The 16937-nt window shown below is 71.5% G+C and carries 15 protein-coding genes; 3 read left to right on the plus strand and 12 right to left on the minus strand.

Features of this window, described 5'->3' with window-relative positions:
- Positions 1 to 14 precede the first annotated feature (14 nt).
- Positions 15 to 1778 (minus strand): 2-isopropylmalate synthase, encoded by a 1764-nt coding sequence (gene leuA / locus WFJ01_RS05255; protein ID WP_336628401.1) that lies wholly within the window; start codon positions 1776 to 1778, stop codon positions 15 to 17.
- Positions 1779 to 2049: 271 nt separating this feature from the next.
- Here leuA and thrC point away from each other — a divergent pair, with 271 nt between their 5' ends.
- Both thrC and WFJ01_RS05265 read left to right on the plus strand, forming a co-directional pair.
- Positions 2050 to 3471: a threonine synthase gene (gene thrC, locus WFJ01_RS05260; RefSeq protein WP_336628402.1), complete on the plus strand. Its 1422-nt coding sequence runs from the start codon at positions 2050 to 2052 to the stop codon at positions 3469 to 3471.
- 86 nt (positions 3472 to 3557) lie between these two features.
- Positions 3558 to 5348: a DUF2207 family protein gene (locus tag WFJ01_RS05265; protein WP_336628403.1), complete on the plus strand. Its 1791-nt coding sequence runs from the start codon at positions 3558 to 3560 to the stop codon at positions 5346 to 5348.
- Between the two features lie 7 nt (positions 5349 to 5355).
- On the opposite strand, the gene WFJ01_RS05270 is transcribed toward WFJ01_RS05265, so the two are convergent.
- The 9 genes from WFJ01_RS05270 to hrcA are packed head-to-tail and all read right to left on the minus strand — an operon-like array spanning position 5356 to position 13372.
- The gene (locus WFJ01_RS05270) at positions 5356 to 6297 is read right to left on the minus strand and encodes an NADP-dependent oxidoreductase (RefSeq protein ID WP_336628404.1); all 942 of its coding nucleotides are present in this window, start codon (positions 6295 to 6297) and stop codon (positions 5356 to 5358) included.
- Position 6298: 1 nt separating this feature from the next.
- A complete protein-coding gene (gene era / locus WFJ01_RS05275; protein WP_336628405.1) occupies positions 6299 to 7219 on the minus strand; it encodes a GTPase Era in 921 nt (306 codons plus the stop codon).
- Entirely contained in the window at positions 7209 to 8525 is a 1317-nt protein-coding gene (locus WFJ01_RS05280) for a hemolysin family protein (RefSeq protein ID WP_295032940.1), read from the minus strand. Before WFJ01_RS05280 ends, era begins: the two co-directional genes overlap by 11 nt.
- Positions 8522 to 8986 carry an rRNA maturation RNase YbeY gene (gene ybeY / locus WFJ01_RS05285; protein ID WP_251441092.1) on the minus strand — a complete coding sequence of 155 codons (465 nt, stop codon included), beginning with the start codon at positions 8984 to 8986 and terminating at the stop codon, positions 8522 to 8524. Before ybeY ends, WFJ01_RS05280 begins: the two co-directional genes overlap by 4 nt.
- Complete coding sequence (locus WFJ01_RS05290) at positions 8983 to 10008, minus strand: PhoH family protein (protein ID WP_251442375.1); 1026 nt, start codon at positions 10006 to 10008, stop codon at positions 8983 to 8985. Before WFJ01_RS05290 ends, ybeY begins: the two co-directional genes overlap by 4 nt.
- A 52-nt stretch (positions 10009 to 10060) precedes the next feature.
- Positions 10061 to 10408 (minus strand): HIT domain-containing protein, encoded by a 348-nt coding sequence (locus WFJ01_RS05295; protein ID WP_251441107.1) that lies wholly within the window; start codon positions 10406 to 10408, stop codon positions 10061 to 10063.
- Between the two features lie 39 nt (positions 10409 to 10447).
- The gene (locus WFJ01_RS05300; RefSeq protein WP_336628406.1) at positions 10448 to 11176 is read right to left on the minus strand and encodes a 16S rRNA (uracil(1498)-N(3))-methyltransferase; all 729 of its coding nucleotides are present in this window, start codon (positions 11174 to 11176) and stop codon (positions 10448 to 10450) included.
- Between the two features lie 5 nt (positions 11177 to 11181).
- Positions 11182 to 12288: a molecular chaperone DnaJ gene (dnaJ, locus tag WFJ01_RS05305; protein ID WP_336628610.1), complete on the minus strand. Its 1107-nt coding sequence runs from the start codon at positions 12286 to 12288 to the stop codon at positions 11182 to 11184.
- A 49-nt stretch (positions 12289 to 12337) separates the two neighbouring features.
- Positions 12338 to 13372, minus strand: coding sequence for a heat-inducible transcriptional repressor HrcA (gene hrcA / locus WFJ01_RS05310; RefSeq protein WP_251441135.1), 1035 nt, complete (start codon positions 13370 to 13372; stop codon positions 12338 to 12340).
- Between the two features lie 151 nt (positions 13373 to 13523).
- On the opposite strand from hrcA, the gene WFJ01_RS05315 reads away from it, so the two are divergent.
- Positions 13524 to 14966: a carboxylesterase/lipase family protein gene (locus WFJ01_RS05315; RefSeq protein WP_336628407.1), complete on the plus strand. Its 1443-nt coding sequence runs from the start codon at positions 13524 to 13526 to the stop codon at positions 14964 to 14966.
- A gap of 27 nt (positions 14967 to 14993) precedes the next feature.
- Here the strand turns inward: WFJ01_RS05315 and hemW are convergent, their stop codons facing one another.
- Both hemW and WFJ01_RS05325 read right to left on the minus strand, forming a co-directional pair.
- On the minus strand, positions 14994 to 16244 hold the full coding sequence (gene hemW, locus WFJ01_RS05320; protein ID WP_336628408.1) for a radical SAM family heme chaperone HemW: 1251 nt from the start codon (positions 16242 to 16244) through the stop codon (positions 14994 to 14996).
- A gap of 13 nt (positions 16245 to 16257) precedes the next feature.
- Positions 16258 to 16908, minus strand: a complete 651-nt coding sequence (locus tag WFJ01_RS05325) for a DUF1990 family protein (RefSeq protein WP_251441199.1) — start codon at positions 16906 to 16908, stop codon at positions 16258 to 16260.
- Between the last annotated feature and the right edge of the window lie 29 nt (positions 16909 to 16937).

The raw sequence follows: 16937 nt of genomic DNA on the forward strand, positions 1-16937 counted from the left end.
CGTGGTGGGGCCGCTCAGGCCGTGACGAGGTCGGCGTCGGCGGCGACCCGGGCGCGGATGGAGCGGTTCACGCAGGAGACGATGGCCTTGAGCGACGCCGTGGAGATGTCGCCGTCGATGCCGACGCCCCAGAGGCGCTGATCGCCGACCTGCAGCTCCACGTAGGCCGCAGCCTGCGCGTCGCCGCCGGTCGAGAGCGTGTGCTCGACGTAGTCGTACAGCGAGATGTCGAAGCCGCGCTCACTCAGCACCTCGATGAACGCCGCGACCGGACCGTTCCCCCGACCCTGTGCCTCCACGCGCTCCTCGTCGTCGCGCAGCACCACATCCAGGCTGACCTCGCCGGACATGTCGCTGTTCGTGCGGGTGCCGAGCAGCTCGAACCGGCCCCACTTCGCCTCGTCGGCGGACGCGGGCAGGTACTCGTCGGTGAAGATGTCCCAGATCTGCTCGCTCGTGACCTCGCCGCCCTCGGCGTCGGTCTTCGCCTGCACGACACCGGAGAACTCGATCTGCAGCTTGCGCGGCAGATCCAGCGCGTGGTCGGTCTTCAGCAGGTACGCGACACCGCCCTTGCCGGACTGCGAGTTGACGCGGATGACCGCCTCGTAGGAGCGGCCCAGATCCTTGGGGTCCACCGGCAGGTAGGGCACGCCCCACTCGATGTCGTCGACCGTGACGCCCTGCGCCTCGGCCTGCGCGGCCATCGCCTCGAAGCCCTTCTTGATCGCGTCCTGGTGCGAGCCGCTGAACGCCGTGAAGACGAGGTCGCCGGCCCAGGGGCTGCGCTCGGGCACGGGCAGCTGGTTGCAGTACTCGACCGTGCGCTTGACCTGGTCGATGTCGCTGAAGTCGATCTGGGGATCGATGCCCTGCGTGAACATGTTGATGCCCAGCGCGACCAGATCGACGTTGCCGGTGCGCTCGCCGTTGCCGAACAGGCATCCCTCGATGCGGTCGGCGCCGGCCATGTAGCCCAGCTCGGCGGCGGCGATCGCAGTGCCGCGGTCGTTGTGCGGGTGCAGCGAGAGGATCACGTTCTCGCGGTGGTTCAGGTGCCGGCTCATCCATTCGATCGAGTCGGCGTAGACGTTCGGCGTCGCCATCTCGACGGTCGCGGGCAGGTTGATGATGACCTTGCGTCCCGGGGTGGGTTCCAGGATCTCCAGCACCTCGTTGCACACCTCGACCGCGTACTCCAGCTCGGTGCCGGTGTAGCTCTCCGGCGAGTACTCGTAGTACACCTCGGTGTCGGGGATGCGCTTCTCGAACTCGCGGCACAGCCGGGCGCCCTCGAGGGCGATCTGCTTGACGCCCTCCCGATCCGAGCGGAACACGACCTCGCGCTGCAGCACGCTCGTGGAGTTGTAGAAGTGCACGATGGCCTGCTTCGCGCCGGCGATCGCCTCGTAGGTGCGCTCGATCAGGTGCTCGCGGCACTGCGTCAGGACCTGGATCGTGACGTCGTCGGGGATCAGGTTCTCGTCGATGAGCTGGCGCACGAAGTCGAAATCGGTCTGGCTCGCCGACGGGAAGCCGACCTCGATCTCCTTGTAGCCCATGCTGACGAGCAGCTCGAACATCACGCGCTTGCGCTCGGGCGACATCGGGTCGATGAGGGCCTGGTTGCCGTCGCGCAGGTCGACCGCGCACCAGCGCGGCGCCTCGGTGATGCGGGCCGACGGCCAGGTGCGGTCGGGCAGGTCGACGCGGATCTGCTCGTGGAACGGCCGGTACTTGTGGACCGGCATGGCGGTGGGGCGCTGATTGTTCTTCATGAGGGTGTGCTCTTCTCGTCGCTTCAAGTGTGGGGGCGGGCCAACACGAACACCGCGACGAGTGGGGCCCTCAGATACGGGACTCGTCGCGGCAGCTAAGAAGGAGCAGACCGCCTGCGCGCATGCGGCCATGCTAGCACGGCCTATCGGGTGCCCCTCCCGAGGCGTCACGCGGGGAGAGAAGGACCGAGGAACCTGCGACAATCGATGGACGCGGATCCGCGCGCGTGCGGACGGATCCGAGACGCCCGACTTTTATCGAGGAGCAGCCGTGCAGTACATCTCCACCCGCGGCGGCGGGGAGCCGAAGACCTACAGCGAGGCGCTCCTGGAGGGCCTCGCCATCGACGGCGGCCTGCTCGTGCCGGAGCGTCTTCCGGTGGTGGACGCCGCGACGCTGGAGTCCTGGCGCGGGCTCGGCTATGCGGAGCTCGCCACCGAGGTGCTGGGGCTCTTCGCCACCGACATCCCCCGCGACGACCTCGCCGCGCTGTGCGCCGCCGCCTACTCCCCCGAGGTCTTCGCGGCTCCGGTCCCGCTCACCCCGATCGCGGACGGGATCTCCCTCGTGGGTCTTTCCGAGGGGCCCACACTCGCGTTCAAGGACATGGCGATGCAGTTCCTCGGGCAGGCGCTCGAGTACGCGCTGGAGCGCACCGGCGGCGTGCTGAACATCGTCGGCGCGACCTCGGGCGACACCGGTTCCGCGGCCGAGCACGCGCTGCGCGGCAAGGACCGGATCAGTGTGTTCATGCTCTCGCCGCAGGGACGGATGAGCGCGTTCCAGCGTGCCCAGATGTACTCGCTGCAGGACGCGAACGTGCACAACATCGCGGTCGACGGCGTCTTCGACGACTGCCAGAACCTCGTCAAGGACCTCGCCGGCGATCTCGACTTCAAGAACGCGCAGCACCTCGGCGCCGTGAACTCCATCAACCTCGCCCGGATCACCGCCCAGGTCGTCTACTACTTCTGGGCCTGGCTGCGGGCCACCGACGCCGTCGCACCGTCCGAGCGGGCCGGCTTCGAGGTGTCGTTCGCCGTGCCGTCCGGGAACTTCGGGAACATCCTCTCCGGCTTCTTCGCCCGCGGGATGGGCCTGCCGATCCGCCGGCTCGTGCTCGCCGCGAACGAGAACAACGTGCTGGACGAGTTCTTCCGCACCGGGGTCTACCGTCCGCGCAGCGCGGCGCAGACGCTCGCGACATCCAGCCCGTCGATGGACATCTCCAAGGCGTCGAATCTGGAGCGCTTCATCTACGACCTCGTCGGCCGGGATGCGGAGCGCGTCCGCGCGGCGTGGAGCGATCTCGCATCGAGCGGCAGCTTCGACTTCACCGCGGATCTCGACCGCTTCGCCGACGAGTTCGGGATCGTCAGCGGCACCAGCACGCATGCCGACCGGCTCGCCACGATCCGCGCCGTACACGAGGAGACCGGCACGATCATCGATCCGCACACCGCGGACGGCGTGAAGGTCGCGCGGGAGTTCGTCGAGGACGGCGTGCCCATGCTCGTTCTGGAGACCGCGAAGCCCGAGAAGTTCGGGGAGACGATCACCGAGGCGCTCGGGATCGAGCTGCCGCTCTCCGCAGAGCTGCAGGCTCTGCTCGCCGCCCCGCAGCGCGTCACCGAGATCCCGAACGACGAGGCCGTGCTCCGCGAGATCATCGAGACGAGCGCTCTGCACTGATCCTCGCCGGGGCGGTCCGGAACCGGGAGCGACTCTCGGGCCGACGGGATCCCGCGGCGGCGGGCGCGGCGGATAGTCTGGCTCGCATGACGGCTCGATCGCGCGCCCGCCTGCTCGCCCTGCTCGGCGCCTTCGCGCTCATGCTGGCCCCTCTGCTCGCGGTCCCGGCCGCGCACGCCGACGCGAACGACTTCTCCTACGCCTCCTGGGACGCCCGGTACGACCTCGGTCGAGACCCCTCCGGCCGGGCGACCCTCGCGGTGACCGAGACCCTGGTGGCGGACTTCCCGGAGTTCGATCAGAACCACGGCATCATCCGCGGCCTGCCGACCTGGTACGACGGCGCACCGCTCGGCTTGCACATCGTCTCGATCACCGACGGCTCCGGTCGTGCGCTGCCGTACGACGACGGCGACACGGAGAACGGCGAACGCCAGATCCGGATCGGCGATCCCGACACCTTCCAGCACGGTCCCACCACCTACGTGATCCGCTACACGATGCGCGACGTCGTGCACCGTCCGACGGACCGCCGGATCGACGAGTGGTACTGGAATCTGCTGCCGTTGAGCTCGCAGCAGCCGATCGCCCGCTTCTCCGCCACCCTCGGCATCGCGCCGGAGCTGGCGTCGGCGAGCATCGCGGCGCCGTCCTGCTACATCGGGGCGATCGGATCCACCACGCCGTGCACGCTGTCCGCCGGCGCTGACGGCGCCTACTCCGTCTCCGCCGAGGACCTCCCCGCAGCGAGCGGCGTGACGGTGGCGTTCCCGATGCGCGCCGGCACCTTCGCCCCCGCGCCGGCCCGCCAGCCCGACCCGATGACCGACGTCGTGCCGTATCCGATCGCCGGAGCCGGAGTGATGCTCGCGATCGGCGGCCCGATCCTGGGGATCGCCCTGCTGCGGCGAAGGGGACGCCGAGGCGGACGCGGGATCGTGGTCGCCCAGTACGACGTGCCGGCGACGCTGCCGCCGCTGCTCGCCGCCGAGATCGAGGGACGCCGGTCCGTCGCGAACGCCGCGGAGATGGTGCACCTCGCCGTGCACAAGGCCCTGCGCATCGCCGACGGGGAGAGCAAGCCGGTGCTGGAGCTGAGGGATCCGACGATCGCCCCGGATCCGCTCGACGCAGCAGCGCTGCAGGCGCTGTTCCCCTCGCAGCCGGTCGGCACGACCCTCGCCCTCGCGGTGCCGGACGACGCCCTCGTCGGGCGCCTGGAGGCCCTGGATGCTTCCGCCCGCGCCGCCGCGTTCGACCGCGGACTGCTCGTGCGGCGCCGGGCGGCGCTCGCGATCGGACTGAGCGCCCTCGGAATCGTCGCGGGCCTCACCGCCGTCGCCCTCGCCGTGCCGGGTCTGGCGGTCGGCCGCCCGGCCGCGATCGCCACTTTCGTCGTCGCCATCGTGGCGACGGTCGTCGCGGTCGTGTCGCTCATCGTCTCGCTTCCGCGGCGCGCCGTGCTCACCCCGCAGGGCGCCGAGACCCGCGAGTACCTGCTCGGCGTGCGCGAGTACATCCGGCTCGCCGAGGCGGACCGGATCCGGATGCTGCAGTCGTATCGCGGCGCCGAACGCCGCGCGGACGGCAGCGTGGATGTCGTGGTGCTGTACGAGCGGCTTCTGCCGTACGCGATGCTCTTCGGCCTGGAACGCGAATGGGGCGAGGTGCTGACCGTGCAGTACGAGCGCGACGGCACCGTGCCCGGCTGGTACCCCGGCTATTCCGGAAGCAGCTTCGCCGGCTCGCTGTCCGGCATGAACAGCTCGCTCAGCGCCACCCCGACGCCCAGCTCTTCGTCGTCATCGTCGAGCGGATCCTTCGGCGGCGGTTCGTCGGGAGGGGGCGGCGGAGGCGGATCGTCCGGCGGATGGTGACGGGCGCCTAGGGGATCAGCGCGAGCTTGCCGCCCGGATGCTCCTCGGCGAGGAACCGGGTCGCCTCGACGGCGTCCGCGAGCGGATAGGTCCGCGCGAGCGGAACCACGAGGAGCCCTTCGTCAGCGAGCCGGACGAGTTCGCCGCGGATCCCGTCCCGGAACGCGGCGCTCGCCGGCTGCGAGCCGGCGATGCTGAGGAAGCCGTGCTCGGCGGCGCGCGCGGGGGCCGCGATCGTGACGATCCGGGCGCGGTCCGCGACGAGCGCGAGGGACACGTCCACCGCCTCGTCGGTGCCGACCGCATCGAGAGCCGCGTGCACCGGGAGATCGAGCGCCCGCACCCGGCCGAGGAGTCCCTCTCCGTACGCCACGGGGATCCCGGCGAAACGGCGCACGCGCTCGGCGCCCGCCGCGCTCGCGGTGCCGATCACCCGGATGCCGCGCAGCGCGGCGAGCTGCAGCACCATGACGCCGACCGCACCCGACGCGCCGTGCAGGAGGATCGTCTCCCCCGCGCGGGCCTGCACGCGCTCGAGCATCTCGGCGGCCGTCGTACCGGCGAGCAGCAGATTCGCCGCCTCCGCGTGCGACAGAGGGGCCGGTTTGCGGAACGCCTTCTCGGCAGGGAACGTGAGCGAGGTCGCATAGCCGCCCTGCACGCGGAACGCGATCACCTCGTCGCCGAGCCGTGCCTCGCCGGATCCGATCGTCGTGCCGGGACCGATCGCGGTGATCTCGCCCGAGATCTCGTAGCCGATCGGCACGGGGAGGGCGACACCCGCGCGAGGGGCCGCGACGTGCTTGCGGTCCGCCGGGTTCATCCCCGCGGCCCGCACGCGCACCGTGACCTCCCCCGGACCCGGTTCCGGCACCGTCGCGTCGACGAGACGCCACTGCTCCGGCGGACCCCAGGCCGGGGCGATCCACTGCCGCGCCGCGGAGTCCATGTCAGAAGCCCAGCCGGCCGAGCTGCTTCGGATCCCGCTGCCACTCCTTGGCGACCTTCACGTGCAGCCCGAGGAACACCCGGGTGCCGAGCAGCTCCTCGATTCCCGCGCGGGCGGTGGCGCCCACCTCGCGGAGCCGGGTGCCCTTGCGTCCGATGATGATCGCCTTCTGGCTGTCGCGCTCGACCACGATCGAGGCGTGGACGTCGGTCAGGTCCGAGTCCTCCCGGGGCGAGATGTCGTCCACGACGACCGCGATCGAGTGCGGCAGCTCGTCCCGGACGCCCTCGAGCGCGGCCTCTCGGATCATCTCGGCGATGCGGTCCTCCGTCGACTCGTCGGTGACGACGTCGTCCCCGTACAGCGACGGCCCCTCGGGCATCAGGGACAGCACCTCGTCCGCGAGCACGTCCAGCTGCACCCGCGTCAGCGCCGAGAGCGGGATCACCGCCGCCCAGTCCTCGCGCAGGGAGTCCACCTCCATGAGGCGCTCGGTGATCTCGTCGCGGTCGGCGACGTCGACCTTGGTCACGATCGCGACCTTCTTCGCCCGCGGGTAGCCGTCCAGCGAGGCCGCGATGCGGCGGTCGCCCGGACCGACCTTCTCGGTCGCCGGCACGCAGAAGCCGATCACGTCGACGTCGCCGAGCACCTGCTCGACGAGGTCGTTCAGCCGCTCGCCGAGGAGCGTCCTCGGGCGGTGGATCCCGGGGGTGTCGACGATCACGAGCTGCCCGTCGGGGCGGTTCACGATGCCGCGGATCGCGCGCCGGGTGGTCTGCGGCTTCTCGCTCGTGATCGCGATCTTCTCGCCGACGAGGGCGTTGGTGAGCGTCGACTTGCCCACGTTCGGGCGGCCGACGAACGTCACGAAGCCGCTGCGGTGCCCCGTCTCGTCCTTCGCTTCGCGCTCATCGCTCATCGTGGTTCTCCTTGCTGGACCGGTCGGATCCGTGCTGATCCTCCGCGAGCGGCTCCTCGGCCCGCTCGACGAAGACGTACTCGATGCCGCGCCCGCGTCCGCGCGAGGCGCCGCCGGTGAGGAGGAGCCCGCGCACGACGGCCGTCGCGCCGGGAGTGGGGATTCGGCCGAGCTCCTTGCCGAGGAGCCCGCCGATGGAGTCGACGTCGTCGTCCTCGAGCTCGACGCCGAACAGCTCCCCGACGTCCTCGAGGTCCATGCGGCCGCTCACGCGGTAGCGACCCGGCTCGAGCTCGACGACCTCGCTGCCGGGACGGTCGTACTCGTCCGAGATCTCGCCGACGAGCTCCTCGATGAGGTCTTCGAGCGTCACGAGGCCGGCGATGCCGCCGTGCTCGTCGATGACGATGCACACGTGCACGGCATCGCGCTTCATCTGCTGGAGCAGGGTCTCGGCCCGCATCGACTCGGGGACGAAGACGGCGGGGCGTGCGATCTGCCGCACGGACGCCGCCCGCCAGCTGAGGTCGTCGCGGTAGGCGAACTGCACCAGGTCCTTGAGGTAGAGCACGCCCACCACATCGTCGGCGTCGTCGTCGACCACCGGGATCCTCGAGACGCCGCGGCGGAGGAAGAGATCCATCGCCTCGGACGTCGTCGCCGCGGCATCGACGGTGACCATGTCGGTGCGCGGCACCATGACCGCACGCACGAACTGGTCCGTGAAGTCGAACACGGAGTGGATGAGCTCCCGGTCGTCGGCCTCGATGAGATCGTGCGAGGCGGCCTCATCGACCATGCTGAGCAGCTGCGTCTCGCTGGCGAAGGTGCTGCGACCCGCGCCCGGCGTCACGCGGCTGCCGAAGACCGCGAGGCCCTGCGCGATGGGACCGAGGATCACCCGAACCGCGCGGATCGTCGGCGCGCACGCCCGCAGCATCGCGTCGGCGTGCTGCCGGCCGAAGGAGCGCGGGCTGGCGCCGACGAGCACGAACGTGATGCCCGTCATGATGACCGCTGCGGCGAGCATCGCCCACCAGATCTGGTCGTCGAAGAGCAGCACGAGAGCGACCGTGACGAGCACGGCGGCCGCCGTCTCGACGAACACGCGCATGAACGCGACGGCGTTCGCGTGCGGCTCGGGATCCGCGGCGATCCGGGCGAGGGCCGACGCGTTGCGCCCCTCCGCGCCCATCTCTACGAGATCGGCACGGGAGGTCACCGAGAGCGCCGCGTCGATCGCCGCCATCAGCCCGCCGAAGGCGACCAGCAGGATCGCACCCGCGAGCAGCAGGAATGGAGTCATCGACCGTGGGAGCGCTCGTCGGCCGCGAAGCCGGCGATGAGCTCGCGCTGCAGGCCGAACATCTCCTTCTCGTCCTCGGGCTCGGCGTGGTCGAACCCGAGGAGATGCAGCAGACCGTGCGTGGTGAGCAGGATGAGCTCATCCATGAGGGTGTGCTTCGCGGTGGCGGCCTGGGTCTCCGCCACCTGGGGGCACAGCACGATGTCGCCGAGCAGCCCGGGCGGCGTCGGGCGGTCGATCGTGCCGGGGCGCAGCTCGTCCATCGGGAAGCTCAGCACGTCCGTGGGACCCGGCTCGTCCATCCACTGCACGTGCAGCGCCTCCATGGCGCCCTCGTCCACGAGCACGATCGCGACGTCCGCGTCCGCGCTGACGTTCAGCTCGGCCAGGTTGCGCTCGGTGAGGCGCAACAGCACCGTCTCGTCGATCGCGATGGCCGACTCGTTGTTGATCTCGATCATTTCAGGCCTCGTTTCGGCATGCGGTCTCGGGGGCCGGGGCGCTGCTGCCCCGCTCTGCGCTCCGCCCGGTTGGCGAACTCGGCGGCCTGCTCCCGCTCGGCGCGCACGGCGGTGCGCTGCTCGTCGTACTCGGTGTAGGCGTCGACGATGCGGCCGACCAGGGAATGCCGGACGACGTCGTCGCTGGTGAGCCGGGAGAAGTGGATGTCGTCGATGTCCTTCAGCACGCGGGTCACGACCCGGAGACCGGATGCGGCGGTGGGCAGGTCGATCTGGGTGATGTCCCCGGTGACGACCATGCGCGTGCCGAACCCGAGGCGGGTGAGGAACATCTTCATCTGCTCGGGCGTCGTGTTCTGCGCCTCGTCGAGCACGACGAAGGAGTCGTTGAGCGTGCGTCCGCGCATGTACGCCAGCGGCGCGACCTCGATCGTTCCGCTCGCCATCAGGCGGGGCACGATCTCCGGATCCATCATCTCGTTCAGCGCGTCGTAGAGCGGGCGCAGATACGGATCGATCTTGTCGGTGAGGGTGCCGGGGAGGAACCCCAGCCGCTCCCCCGCCTCGACCGCCGGGCGGGTGAGGATGATCCGCTCGACCTCCTTGCGCTGCAGCGCCTGGACGGCCTTCGCCATCGCGAGATAGGTCTTTCCGGTGCCCGCGGGGCCGATGCCGAACACGATCGTGTTCTCGTCGATCGCGTCGACGTACTCCTTCTGACCGAGGGTCTTCGGACGGATCACGCGTCCTCGGGTCGAGAGGATCGCCTCGCCGAGCACCTCGCTGGGTCGCACGCCCTCGCGCTCCAGCATGCGCGCCGACTGCGCCACATCACTCGGGGCGAGCGCATGGCCGGACCGCGTGAGCTCGATGAGCTCGTCGACGAGCTTCCGCGCCGCGCCGACCGCGCCGGGATCCCCGGTGAGGGTGACCTCGTTGCCCCGGACCAGCACGTCGACGGCGGGGTGCTCCTTCTCGAGCATGCGCAGCAGCCGGTCCTGCGGGCCGAGCAGCTGCACCATCGCGACGCCGTCCACCTCGATCCGCGCCGAGATGACGGATTCAGCCGTTTCGTCAGAAGCCAACGAGCTTGTTCTCCTCGAGATCGCCGAGCACATGGGCGTGCACGTGGAAGACGGACTGCGCGACGCTCGCGCCGTTGTTGAAGATGAGGCGGTACTCGCCGTTGGCGTGATCGACCGCGATCTGCTTGGCCGCGGCGACGATCTTCGCCAGCAGGGCGGGATCCCCCGCGGCGAGCTCGGTGACGTCGCGATACTGCTCGGACTTGGGGATCACGAGCACGTGCAGCGGCGCCTGCGGGTTGATGTCGCGGATCGCGAAGACGTCATCGGTCTCGAGCAGGATCTCGCCGGGGATCTCCCCGTTCAGGATGCGCGTGAAGATCGAGGGTTCGCTCATGCCATCAGTCTATCGGCGCGGTGCCGCGGGTCGGCGGACCTACCAGCGTCCGCGGGCCACGTTCAGCACCGCGAGCGCGGCCGGGCCGGCCGTCGACGTGCGCAGCACCGTGTCGCCGAGCAGCACCCGCTCGGCGCCCGCGGCGACGAGGCGCTCGATCTCCTCCGGCGCGACGCCGCCCTCCGGCCCGACGACGAGCACGATGTCGCGCTCGTCCGGCACGACGCGGGACAGCCGCTCCGAGGCGGAGGGATCCAGGATCAGCACCCGCTGGCCCCCGGCGCGACGCACGAGATCCGCCGTGGACTCGACGGCGACGACCTCGGGGATCCAGGAGCGGTGCGCCTGCTTCGCGGCCTCGCGGACGATGCTCGCCCAGCGCTCGCGGCCCTTGGCCGCCTTCGCGCCCTCCCAGCGCGACACGCTGCGCGTGGCCTGCCAGGGCACGATCCCGTCGACGCCGAGCTCACAGGCCGCCTGGACGGCGAGCTCGTCGCGATCGCCCTTCGCGAGCGCCTGCGCGAGCAGGATCCGCGGCGTCGGCAGCGGATCCTCGCGCCGGGCCAGAACCCGCACCTCGACGAGCGACGGCGCGGCCGCGACGACCTCGGCGTCCAGCCAGACGCCGGCGCCGTCACCGAGGGTGATCGGCTCGCCGACGCGCACCCGGCGCACCACCGCGGCGTGCTTGGCCTCGGCGCCAGTGAGGGCGATCGTGGTCCCCGGTCGGGCCGAGGTCGCCTCGGGCGTGACGAAGTGCAGCGCCATGTCCGTCAGCCGCGGAACCGGTCGCGCAGCTTGGAGAACAGGCCCTGATGGAACTCGGCGAGCCGTGGTGCCGGCGCCTTCGTGCGCTTGGCGAAGTCCTCGATGAGCTGACGCTGCTTGTGGTCGAGCTTCGTGGGGGTGAGCACCTGCACGCCCACCCGCAGGTCTCCGCGCTGCGTGCCCCGCAGCGGCGTGACCCCACGGCCCTTGATCGTGAGCACGTCGCCGGACTGCAGACCCTGGCGGATCTCCAGATCCACCGGGCCGTCGAGCGACTCGATCGTCGTCGTGGTGCCCAGGATCGCGTCGCTCATCGCGACCTCGAGGGTCGCGAGCAGGTCATCGCCCTCGCGGCTGAAGCGCGCGTGCGGCGTCACCGTGACCTCGACGTACAGATCGCCGTTCGGACCGCCCGCGCGGCCCACCTCACCGGAGCCGGGAAGCTGCAGGCGCAGACCGGTCTCGACGCCGGCGGGGATGTCGAGCCCGACCGTCCGGCGCGAACGCACCCGGCCCTGGCCGTTGCAGGTCTGGCACGGGAACGGGATCGTCGTGCCGAAGCCCTCGCACGACCCGCAGGGCGCGGTCGTGAGGACGTTGCCGAGCAGGCTCCGCACCTGCTGCTGCACGTGCCCGGATCCGCCGCAGATGTCGCAGGTCACGGGCGAGGTGCCGTCCGCGCAGCAGGAACCCTGACAGGTCTCGCACAGCACCGCGGTGTCGACCTCGATGTCGCGGTGCACACCGAACACGACGTCGCCGAGGTCGAGCGTCACCCGCACCAGGGCGTCCTGGCCGCGCTCCCGGCGCGAACGGGGCCGGGCGGACCGCGCCCCTCCGCCGCCGAAGAAGGTCTCGAAGATGTCCCCGAAGCCGCCGAACCCGCCGAATCCGCCGTTGCCGTTCTGGTCGCCGCCCATGTCGTAGCGGCGTCGCGAATCGGCGTCGCTGAGCACGTCGTAGGCGTGCGTGACCGACTTGAACCGCTCCGCGGCCTCCTCGCTCGGGTTCACGTCGGGGTGCAGCTGCCGGGCGAGCCGTCGATACGCCTTCTTGATCTCGTCCTCGCTCGCGTCGCGCGAGACGCCGAGGACCTCGTAGTGATCCGTCACCATCGCCTTTCCGGGCCGCCCTGCGGCGGCGTGTCTGTCGTGCGGCCGGTCACCGGCCGGACTCGTCCTCTTCGAGCAGCCGGGACAGGTAGCGGGCCACGGCCCGCGCCGCCGCGAGGTTGCTCTGGTAGTCCATGCGGGTCGGGCCCATCACGCCGACGCGTGCGGTCCCGGAGTGGGTGAGATAGTCGCTCGCGACGATCGAGGCCTCGCCGAGACCGAACGCGGCGTTCTCCGTGCCGATGCTCGCCGCGAGCCCGTGCTCGTCGACGCGCATCTCGCTCATCAGCCGCAGCAGCGTCACCTGCTCCTCGATCGCCTCGAGGAGCGGATGGATGCTGCCGCGGAAGTCGTGCTCGCGGCGTGCCAGCGTGGCGGCGCCCGCCATGACCAGGCGCTCCTGGCGGAACTCGGCGAGCTCTTCGGCCACCGCCCGCAGCAGCGCGGCCCGCGCGGCGTCGACACGGGGGCCGTACGAGGTCTCTCCCGCTGCCTGGACCCGCTCGGCGCCGCGGCGCACCGAGTGTCCGGTGAGCAGTTCGGTGATCGCCGCGCGGAGCATCCCGAGCTCGGACTCGTCGAGCTCGACCGGCAGCGGGACGATGCGCTGCGACACGCCGCCGGCGTCCGTCACGAGCACGATGAGCAGGCGGTTCGGGGCCAGCGCGACGAGCTCGACGTGCGTGACATGTGCGCGCGCGAAGGACGGATACTGCGCGAGGGCGACCTGCCCGGTCAGCCGGGTGAGCACGCGCACGGTGCGCACCATGAGGTCGTCGAGGTCGGCGGGGTCCGCGAGGAACGCGGTGATCGCGCTGCGCTGCGCCGCGGAGAGCGGCCGCACCTGCGCGAGGTGGTCGACGAAGACGCGATAGCCCTTGTCCGTCGGCACCCGCCCGGAGGAGGTGTGCGGCGCCGCGATGAGGTCCTCGTCCTCGAGCTGGGCCATGTCGTTGCGGATCGTCGCGGCGGACACGCCGAAGGCGTGCCGCTCCACGATCGACTTGCTGCCGACCGGCTCATTCGTCTCGACGTAGTCCTCGACGATGGCGCGGAGCACCTGGAGTCCCCGTTCTGAGACCATCGCCCCTCCTCACCGCTGGCACTCGTGCATCCTGAGTGCCAATCCTATCCTGCCGGGCCTCCCGGCGGGCTCAGGGACCGCGGACGCCTCCAGAACCGCGGGAGCGCCCGGGCCCGGAGGACGGGGACGCGGTTCTGCCTAGGATGGCGCCATGGACCACGACGCCGTGCGCACGCGGATCTCCACCGGCGAGCTCATCGGACGCCGCATCGACGGCGTCGACCGCCATCTCGGCATCCCGTACGCCGCACCGCCTTTCGGGCCCCGCCGCTTCCGCAGCCCCGAGCCGCCTGAGGCGTGGTCGGCGCCGCGCGATGCCTCGGCGTTCGGCCCGACCGCTCCGCAGCTGCCCTACGCCGGGGCGACGGCCGAGATCCTCGGCAGCCTCCGCATCGACGGCGACGACATCCTCACCGCGAACGTATGGGCCCCGGTCGGCGCCCGTTCCGCACCGGTCGTGCTGTGGATCCACGGCGGCGCGCTGGAGCGGGGAACGGCGGCGCTGTCCCTCTATGACGGCACCGCGTTCGCCCGCGACGGGATCGTGTTCGTCAGCATCAACTACCGGCTGGGATCTGAAGGCTTCTCGGTGCTCGACGGGGCGCCGCGCAACCTGGGGCTCCAGGACGCGGCGGCGGCCCTCCGCTGGGTGCACGAGGAGATCGCCGCGTTCGGGGGCGACCCGGATCGAATCACCCTCATGGGCGAGTCCGCCGGCGGGGCGCTCGTCGCCGCACTGCTCTCCCGCGCCGACACCCGCGCCCTCGTGTGCGGCGGGATCATCCAGTCCGGTCCGCTGCTGGCGTCGTCCCCGGCGCGCGGCGGCAGAGTGACCCGGCAGCTCGCCGCACGTCTCGGAGTGCCCGCCACCGCGGAGGCGTTCACCGCCCTCGCTCCGGACGCGCTCCTCGAGGCGCGGCACGCCCAGTCCGCCGGATCCTCGCCGCTCGGCGGCGCACCGGGGTTCGCCCTCGTGATCGACGAGGAGACCCTGCCGAGCTCGCCGCACGAGGCGCTGCGGGACGCCGATGTGCCGATCCTGATCGGCACCAACACCGACGAGTACCGGCTCTGGTTCCCGCCGGAGGCGCTCGCCGCCATCCGTCCGGCGAAGCTGCTCCTCGCCCGGCTCGCGCTGCGCATCCCGGCGGCGGCGGTCCGCGCCGTGCGGACGGATCACCCGGGCGCGAGCACCGGCGAGGTGTTCGGCCAGCTCGCGACCGACCTGCTGCTCCGCGCGCCCGCCACCCGGGCCGCACAGGCGCGGTCCGGCACGGCGACCCACCTCTACGAGTTCTCGTGGCCGAGTGCCGTGCGCGACCTCCGCGCCGCCCATGCCCTCGAGATCCCGTTCGTCTTCGACGTGCTCGCAGACCCCGAATCCCTCCGGATCGCCGGCGCCGACGCACCGCAGTCCCTCGCCACGGCGATGCACGACGCCTGGGTGCGGTTCATCCACGACGGCGATCCCGGCTGGCCCGCCTACGGCGCGCAGCGGACGGCGGCGCTGTTCGCCGGTTCCGGCGGCGATCCCGTGGTCGGCCCGCAGCGCCGCACCGTCGTGGTGGATCTGCTGCCGACGCCCCGGGCCTGAGCTCCGAGACGATCGACCGGTCCCCGGTCAGTCCGTCAGCGCCCGCACCACGGCGTCGGCGAGCAGGCGCCCGCGCCGGGTGAGGACGAGCGTCCCCCGCAGAGCCGCCCCTGCATCGACCAGGCCGTCGGCGATGAGCCCCGCGACCCGGGTCCTCGCCTCAGGAGCGAGGTCGTCCAGAGGCAGGCCCTCGGCCATCCGCGAGCGGAGCAGGATCCGCTCCAGCTGGGCCGCCTCCGCGTCGGGACGCTCGGTGCCGGCCGCCGGGGACTCCCCCGTCGCGAGTCGCTGCGCGTAGGCGGCAGGATGCTTCACGTTCCACCAGCGGAGCCCGGCGACGTGGCTGTGCGCACCGGGACCGAAGCCCCACCAGTCGGTGCCGCGCCAGTACGCCATGTTGTGGCGGGAGCGCCGGTCGCCGCCGCCCTTCTCCGAGCCGGCGTCCCCCGTGCTCCGCCGGGCCCAGTTGCTCACCTCGTACCAGTCGAATCCCGCGTCCGCCAGTGCGGTGTCGGCGAGCTCGTACATGTCGGCCTGCAGGTCGTCGTCCGGCGCGGGCACCTCGCCGCGGCGGATCTGACGCGCGAGCTTCGTGCCGTCCTCGATGATCAGCGCATAGGCGGAGATGTGATCGGGACGCAGGTCCACCGCGGTCTCGAGCGAGGCGCGCCAGTCCTCCAGCGACTCCCCCGGCGCCCCGTAGATGAGATCGACGCTGACCGCGAGCCCGGCGGCGCGCGCCGCCTCGACCGCGGTGCGCACGTTCTCCGGCCGGTGCGTGCGGTCGAGCGCCGCCAGCACGTGAGGCACGGCGGACTGCATGCCGATCGACATCCGGGTGACGCCCGCGGCGGCGAGCTCCTCGGCGACCGACGGGGTGACGGTGTCGGGATTGGCCTCCACGGTGACCTCGGCGCCGTCGACGATGCCGAACGCGTCGATCGCGGCGCCGAGCATGCGCCCGAGATCGCCCGCCGGCAGCAGGGTCGGCGTGCCGCCACCGAAGAACACGGTGCTCAGCGGACGCAGCGGGGCGTGCTCGGAGAGCACCGCACGCGCCAGCCCGATCTCCCCGATCAGCGTGTCGGCGTAGGCGTCCTGACGTGCGCCGCGCAGCTCGGACGCGGTGTACGTGTTGAAGTCGCAGTAGCCGCAGCGCACGCGGCAGAACGGCACGTGCAGGTACGCGGAGAACGGCGTGGCGGGATCGATCGACAGGTCGGCGGGCAGGCGTCCGTCCGCCGGTGCCGGATCCCCGAGCGGGAGCGGTCCGGCCATCAGAGTCGGACCATCAGACGGGAGTCGCGTACAGCGGCGAGATCGCCCGTAGGTAGCGCGCGAACAGCTCACGGCGACGGCGCTTCACGAGATACGGCACCGTTCGATACAGGAAGCTGTTCGGCCGATCGAAGGCGCGCACGGTGAACCACACCTCGTCGGCGTCGTTCCACTCGATGTCGAAGGACTCCTCGCCGCTCACGACGGAGCCGTCGACCGTGCCGAGCACGAAGCCGATCCGGTGCGTCTGCTCGGTCACCGAGATCACCCGCAGCTCGGCGTCGGCGCGCATGCCGCCGACGCGGCCGTGTAGCTTCAGGGTCATGCCGGGACCCGCCCACGGCGTGCCGTCCTCGTCGTAGCGCGGCTCGACCTCGGCGTGGCTCGGCGCGATCGGGTTGCCCTCCGCGTCGAAGCTGACACCGGCGTACCCGGGGCTGGAGGCGGGGCGCACATCCGTCAGCTGCAGGCCCGCCGCGCGCTGCGCCGTCCACGACAGCAGCGCGTCACCGGCCGTGCGGAACCGCTCCTCGCCGCTTCCGAGCCGCCAGGACTCCTCGGCCGGGATGCTGCGCTCCGGCGGATACTGCATCAGGTCGGGCGCGTGGGTCGCCCCCACGGCGGCATAGTCCACCGTTCCTTCTCGGAATGTCCCGCGACGCATGACAACCAGACTACTGGCCGGGCCCGACG

Origin of the sequence: Microbacterium sp. MMO-35 (assembly GCF_037147555.1) — a bacterium.
In the GTDB taxonomy this organism is placed as follows: Bacteria; Actinomycetota; Actinomycetes; order Actinomycetales; family Microbacteriaceae; genus Microbacterium.

Excerpts from the sequence above, each read along its gene's own strand:
- leuA (WP_336628401.1), bottom strand. The coding sequence starts at position 1,778 with ATGAAGAACAATCAGCGCCCCACCGCCATGCCGGTCCACAAGTACCGG.
- WFJ01_RS05265 (WP_336628403.1), top strand. The coding sequence starts at position 3,558 with ATGACGGCTCGATCGCGCGCCCGCCTGCTCGCCCTGCTCGGCGCCTTC.
- WFJ01_RS05270 (WP_336628404.1), bottom strand. The coding sequence starts at position 6,297 with ATGGACTCCGCGGCGCGGCAGTGGATCGCCCCGGCCTGGGGTCCGCCG.
- era (WP_336628405.1), bottom strand. The coding sequence starts at position 7,219 with ATGAGCGATGAGCGCGAAGCGAAGGACGAGACGGGGCACCGCAGCGGC.
- WFJ01_RS05280 (WP_295032940.1), bottom strand. The coding sequence starts at position 8,525 with ATGACTCCATTCCTGCTGCTCGCGGGTGCGATCCTGCTGGTCGCCTTC.
- ybeY (WP_251441092.1), bottom strand. The coding sequence starts at position 8,986 with ATGATCGAGATCAACAACGAGTCGGCCATCGCGATCGACGAGACGGTG.
- WFJ01_RS05290 (WP_251442375.1), bottom strand. The coding sequence starts at position 10,008 with ATGGTGCAGCTGCTCGGCCCGCAGGACCGGCTGCTGCGCATGCTCGAG.
- WFJ01_RS05295 (WP_251441107.1), bottom strand. The coding sequence starts at position 10,408 with ATGAGCGAACCCTCGATCTTCACGCGCATCCTGAACGGGGAGATCCCC.
- WFJ01_RS05300 (WP_336628406.1), bottom strand. The coding sequence starts at position 11,176 with ATGGCGCTGCACTTCGTCACGCCCGAGGCGACCTCGGCCCGACCGGGG.
- hrcA (WP_251441135.1), bottom strand. The coding sequence starts at position 13,372 with ATGGTCTCAGAACGGGGACTCCAGGTGCTCCGCGCCATCGTCGAGGAC.
- WFJ01_RS05315 (WP_336628407.1), top strand. The coding sequence starts at position 13,524 with ATGGACCACGACGCCGTGCGCACGCGGATCTCCACCGGCGAGCTCATC.
- hemW (WP_336628408.1), bottom strand. The coding sequence starts at position 16,244 with ATGGCCGGACCGCTCCCGCTCGGGGATCCGGCACCGGCGGACGGACGC.
- WFJ01_RS05325 (WP_251441199.1), bottom strand. The coding sequence starts at position 16,908 with ATGCGTCGCGGGACATTCCGAGAAGGAACGGTGGACTATGCCGCCGTG.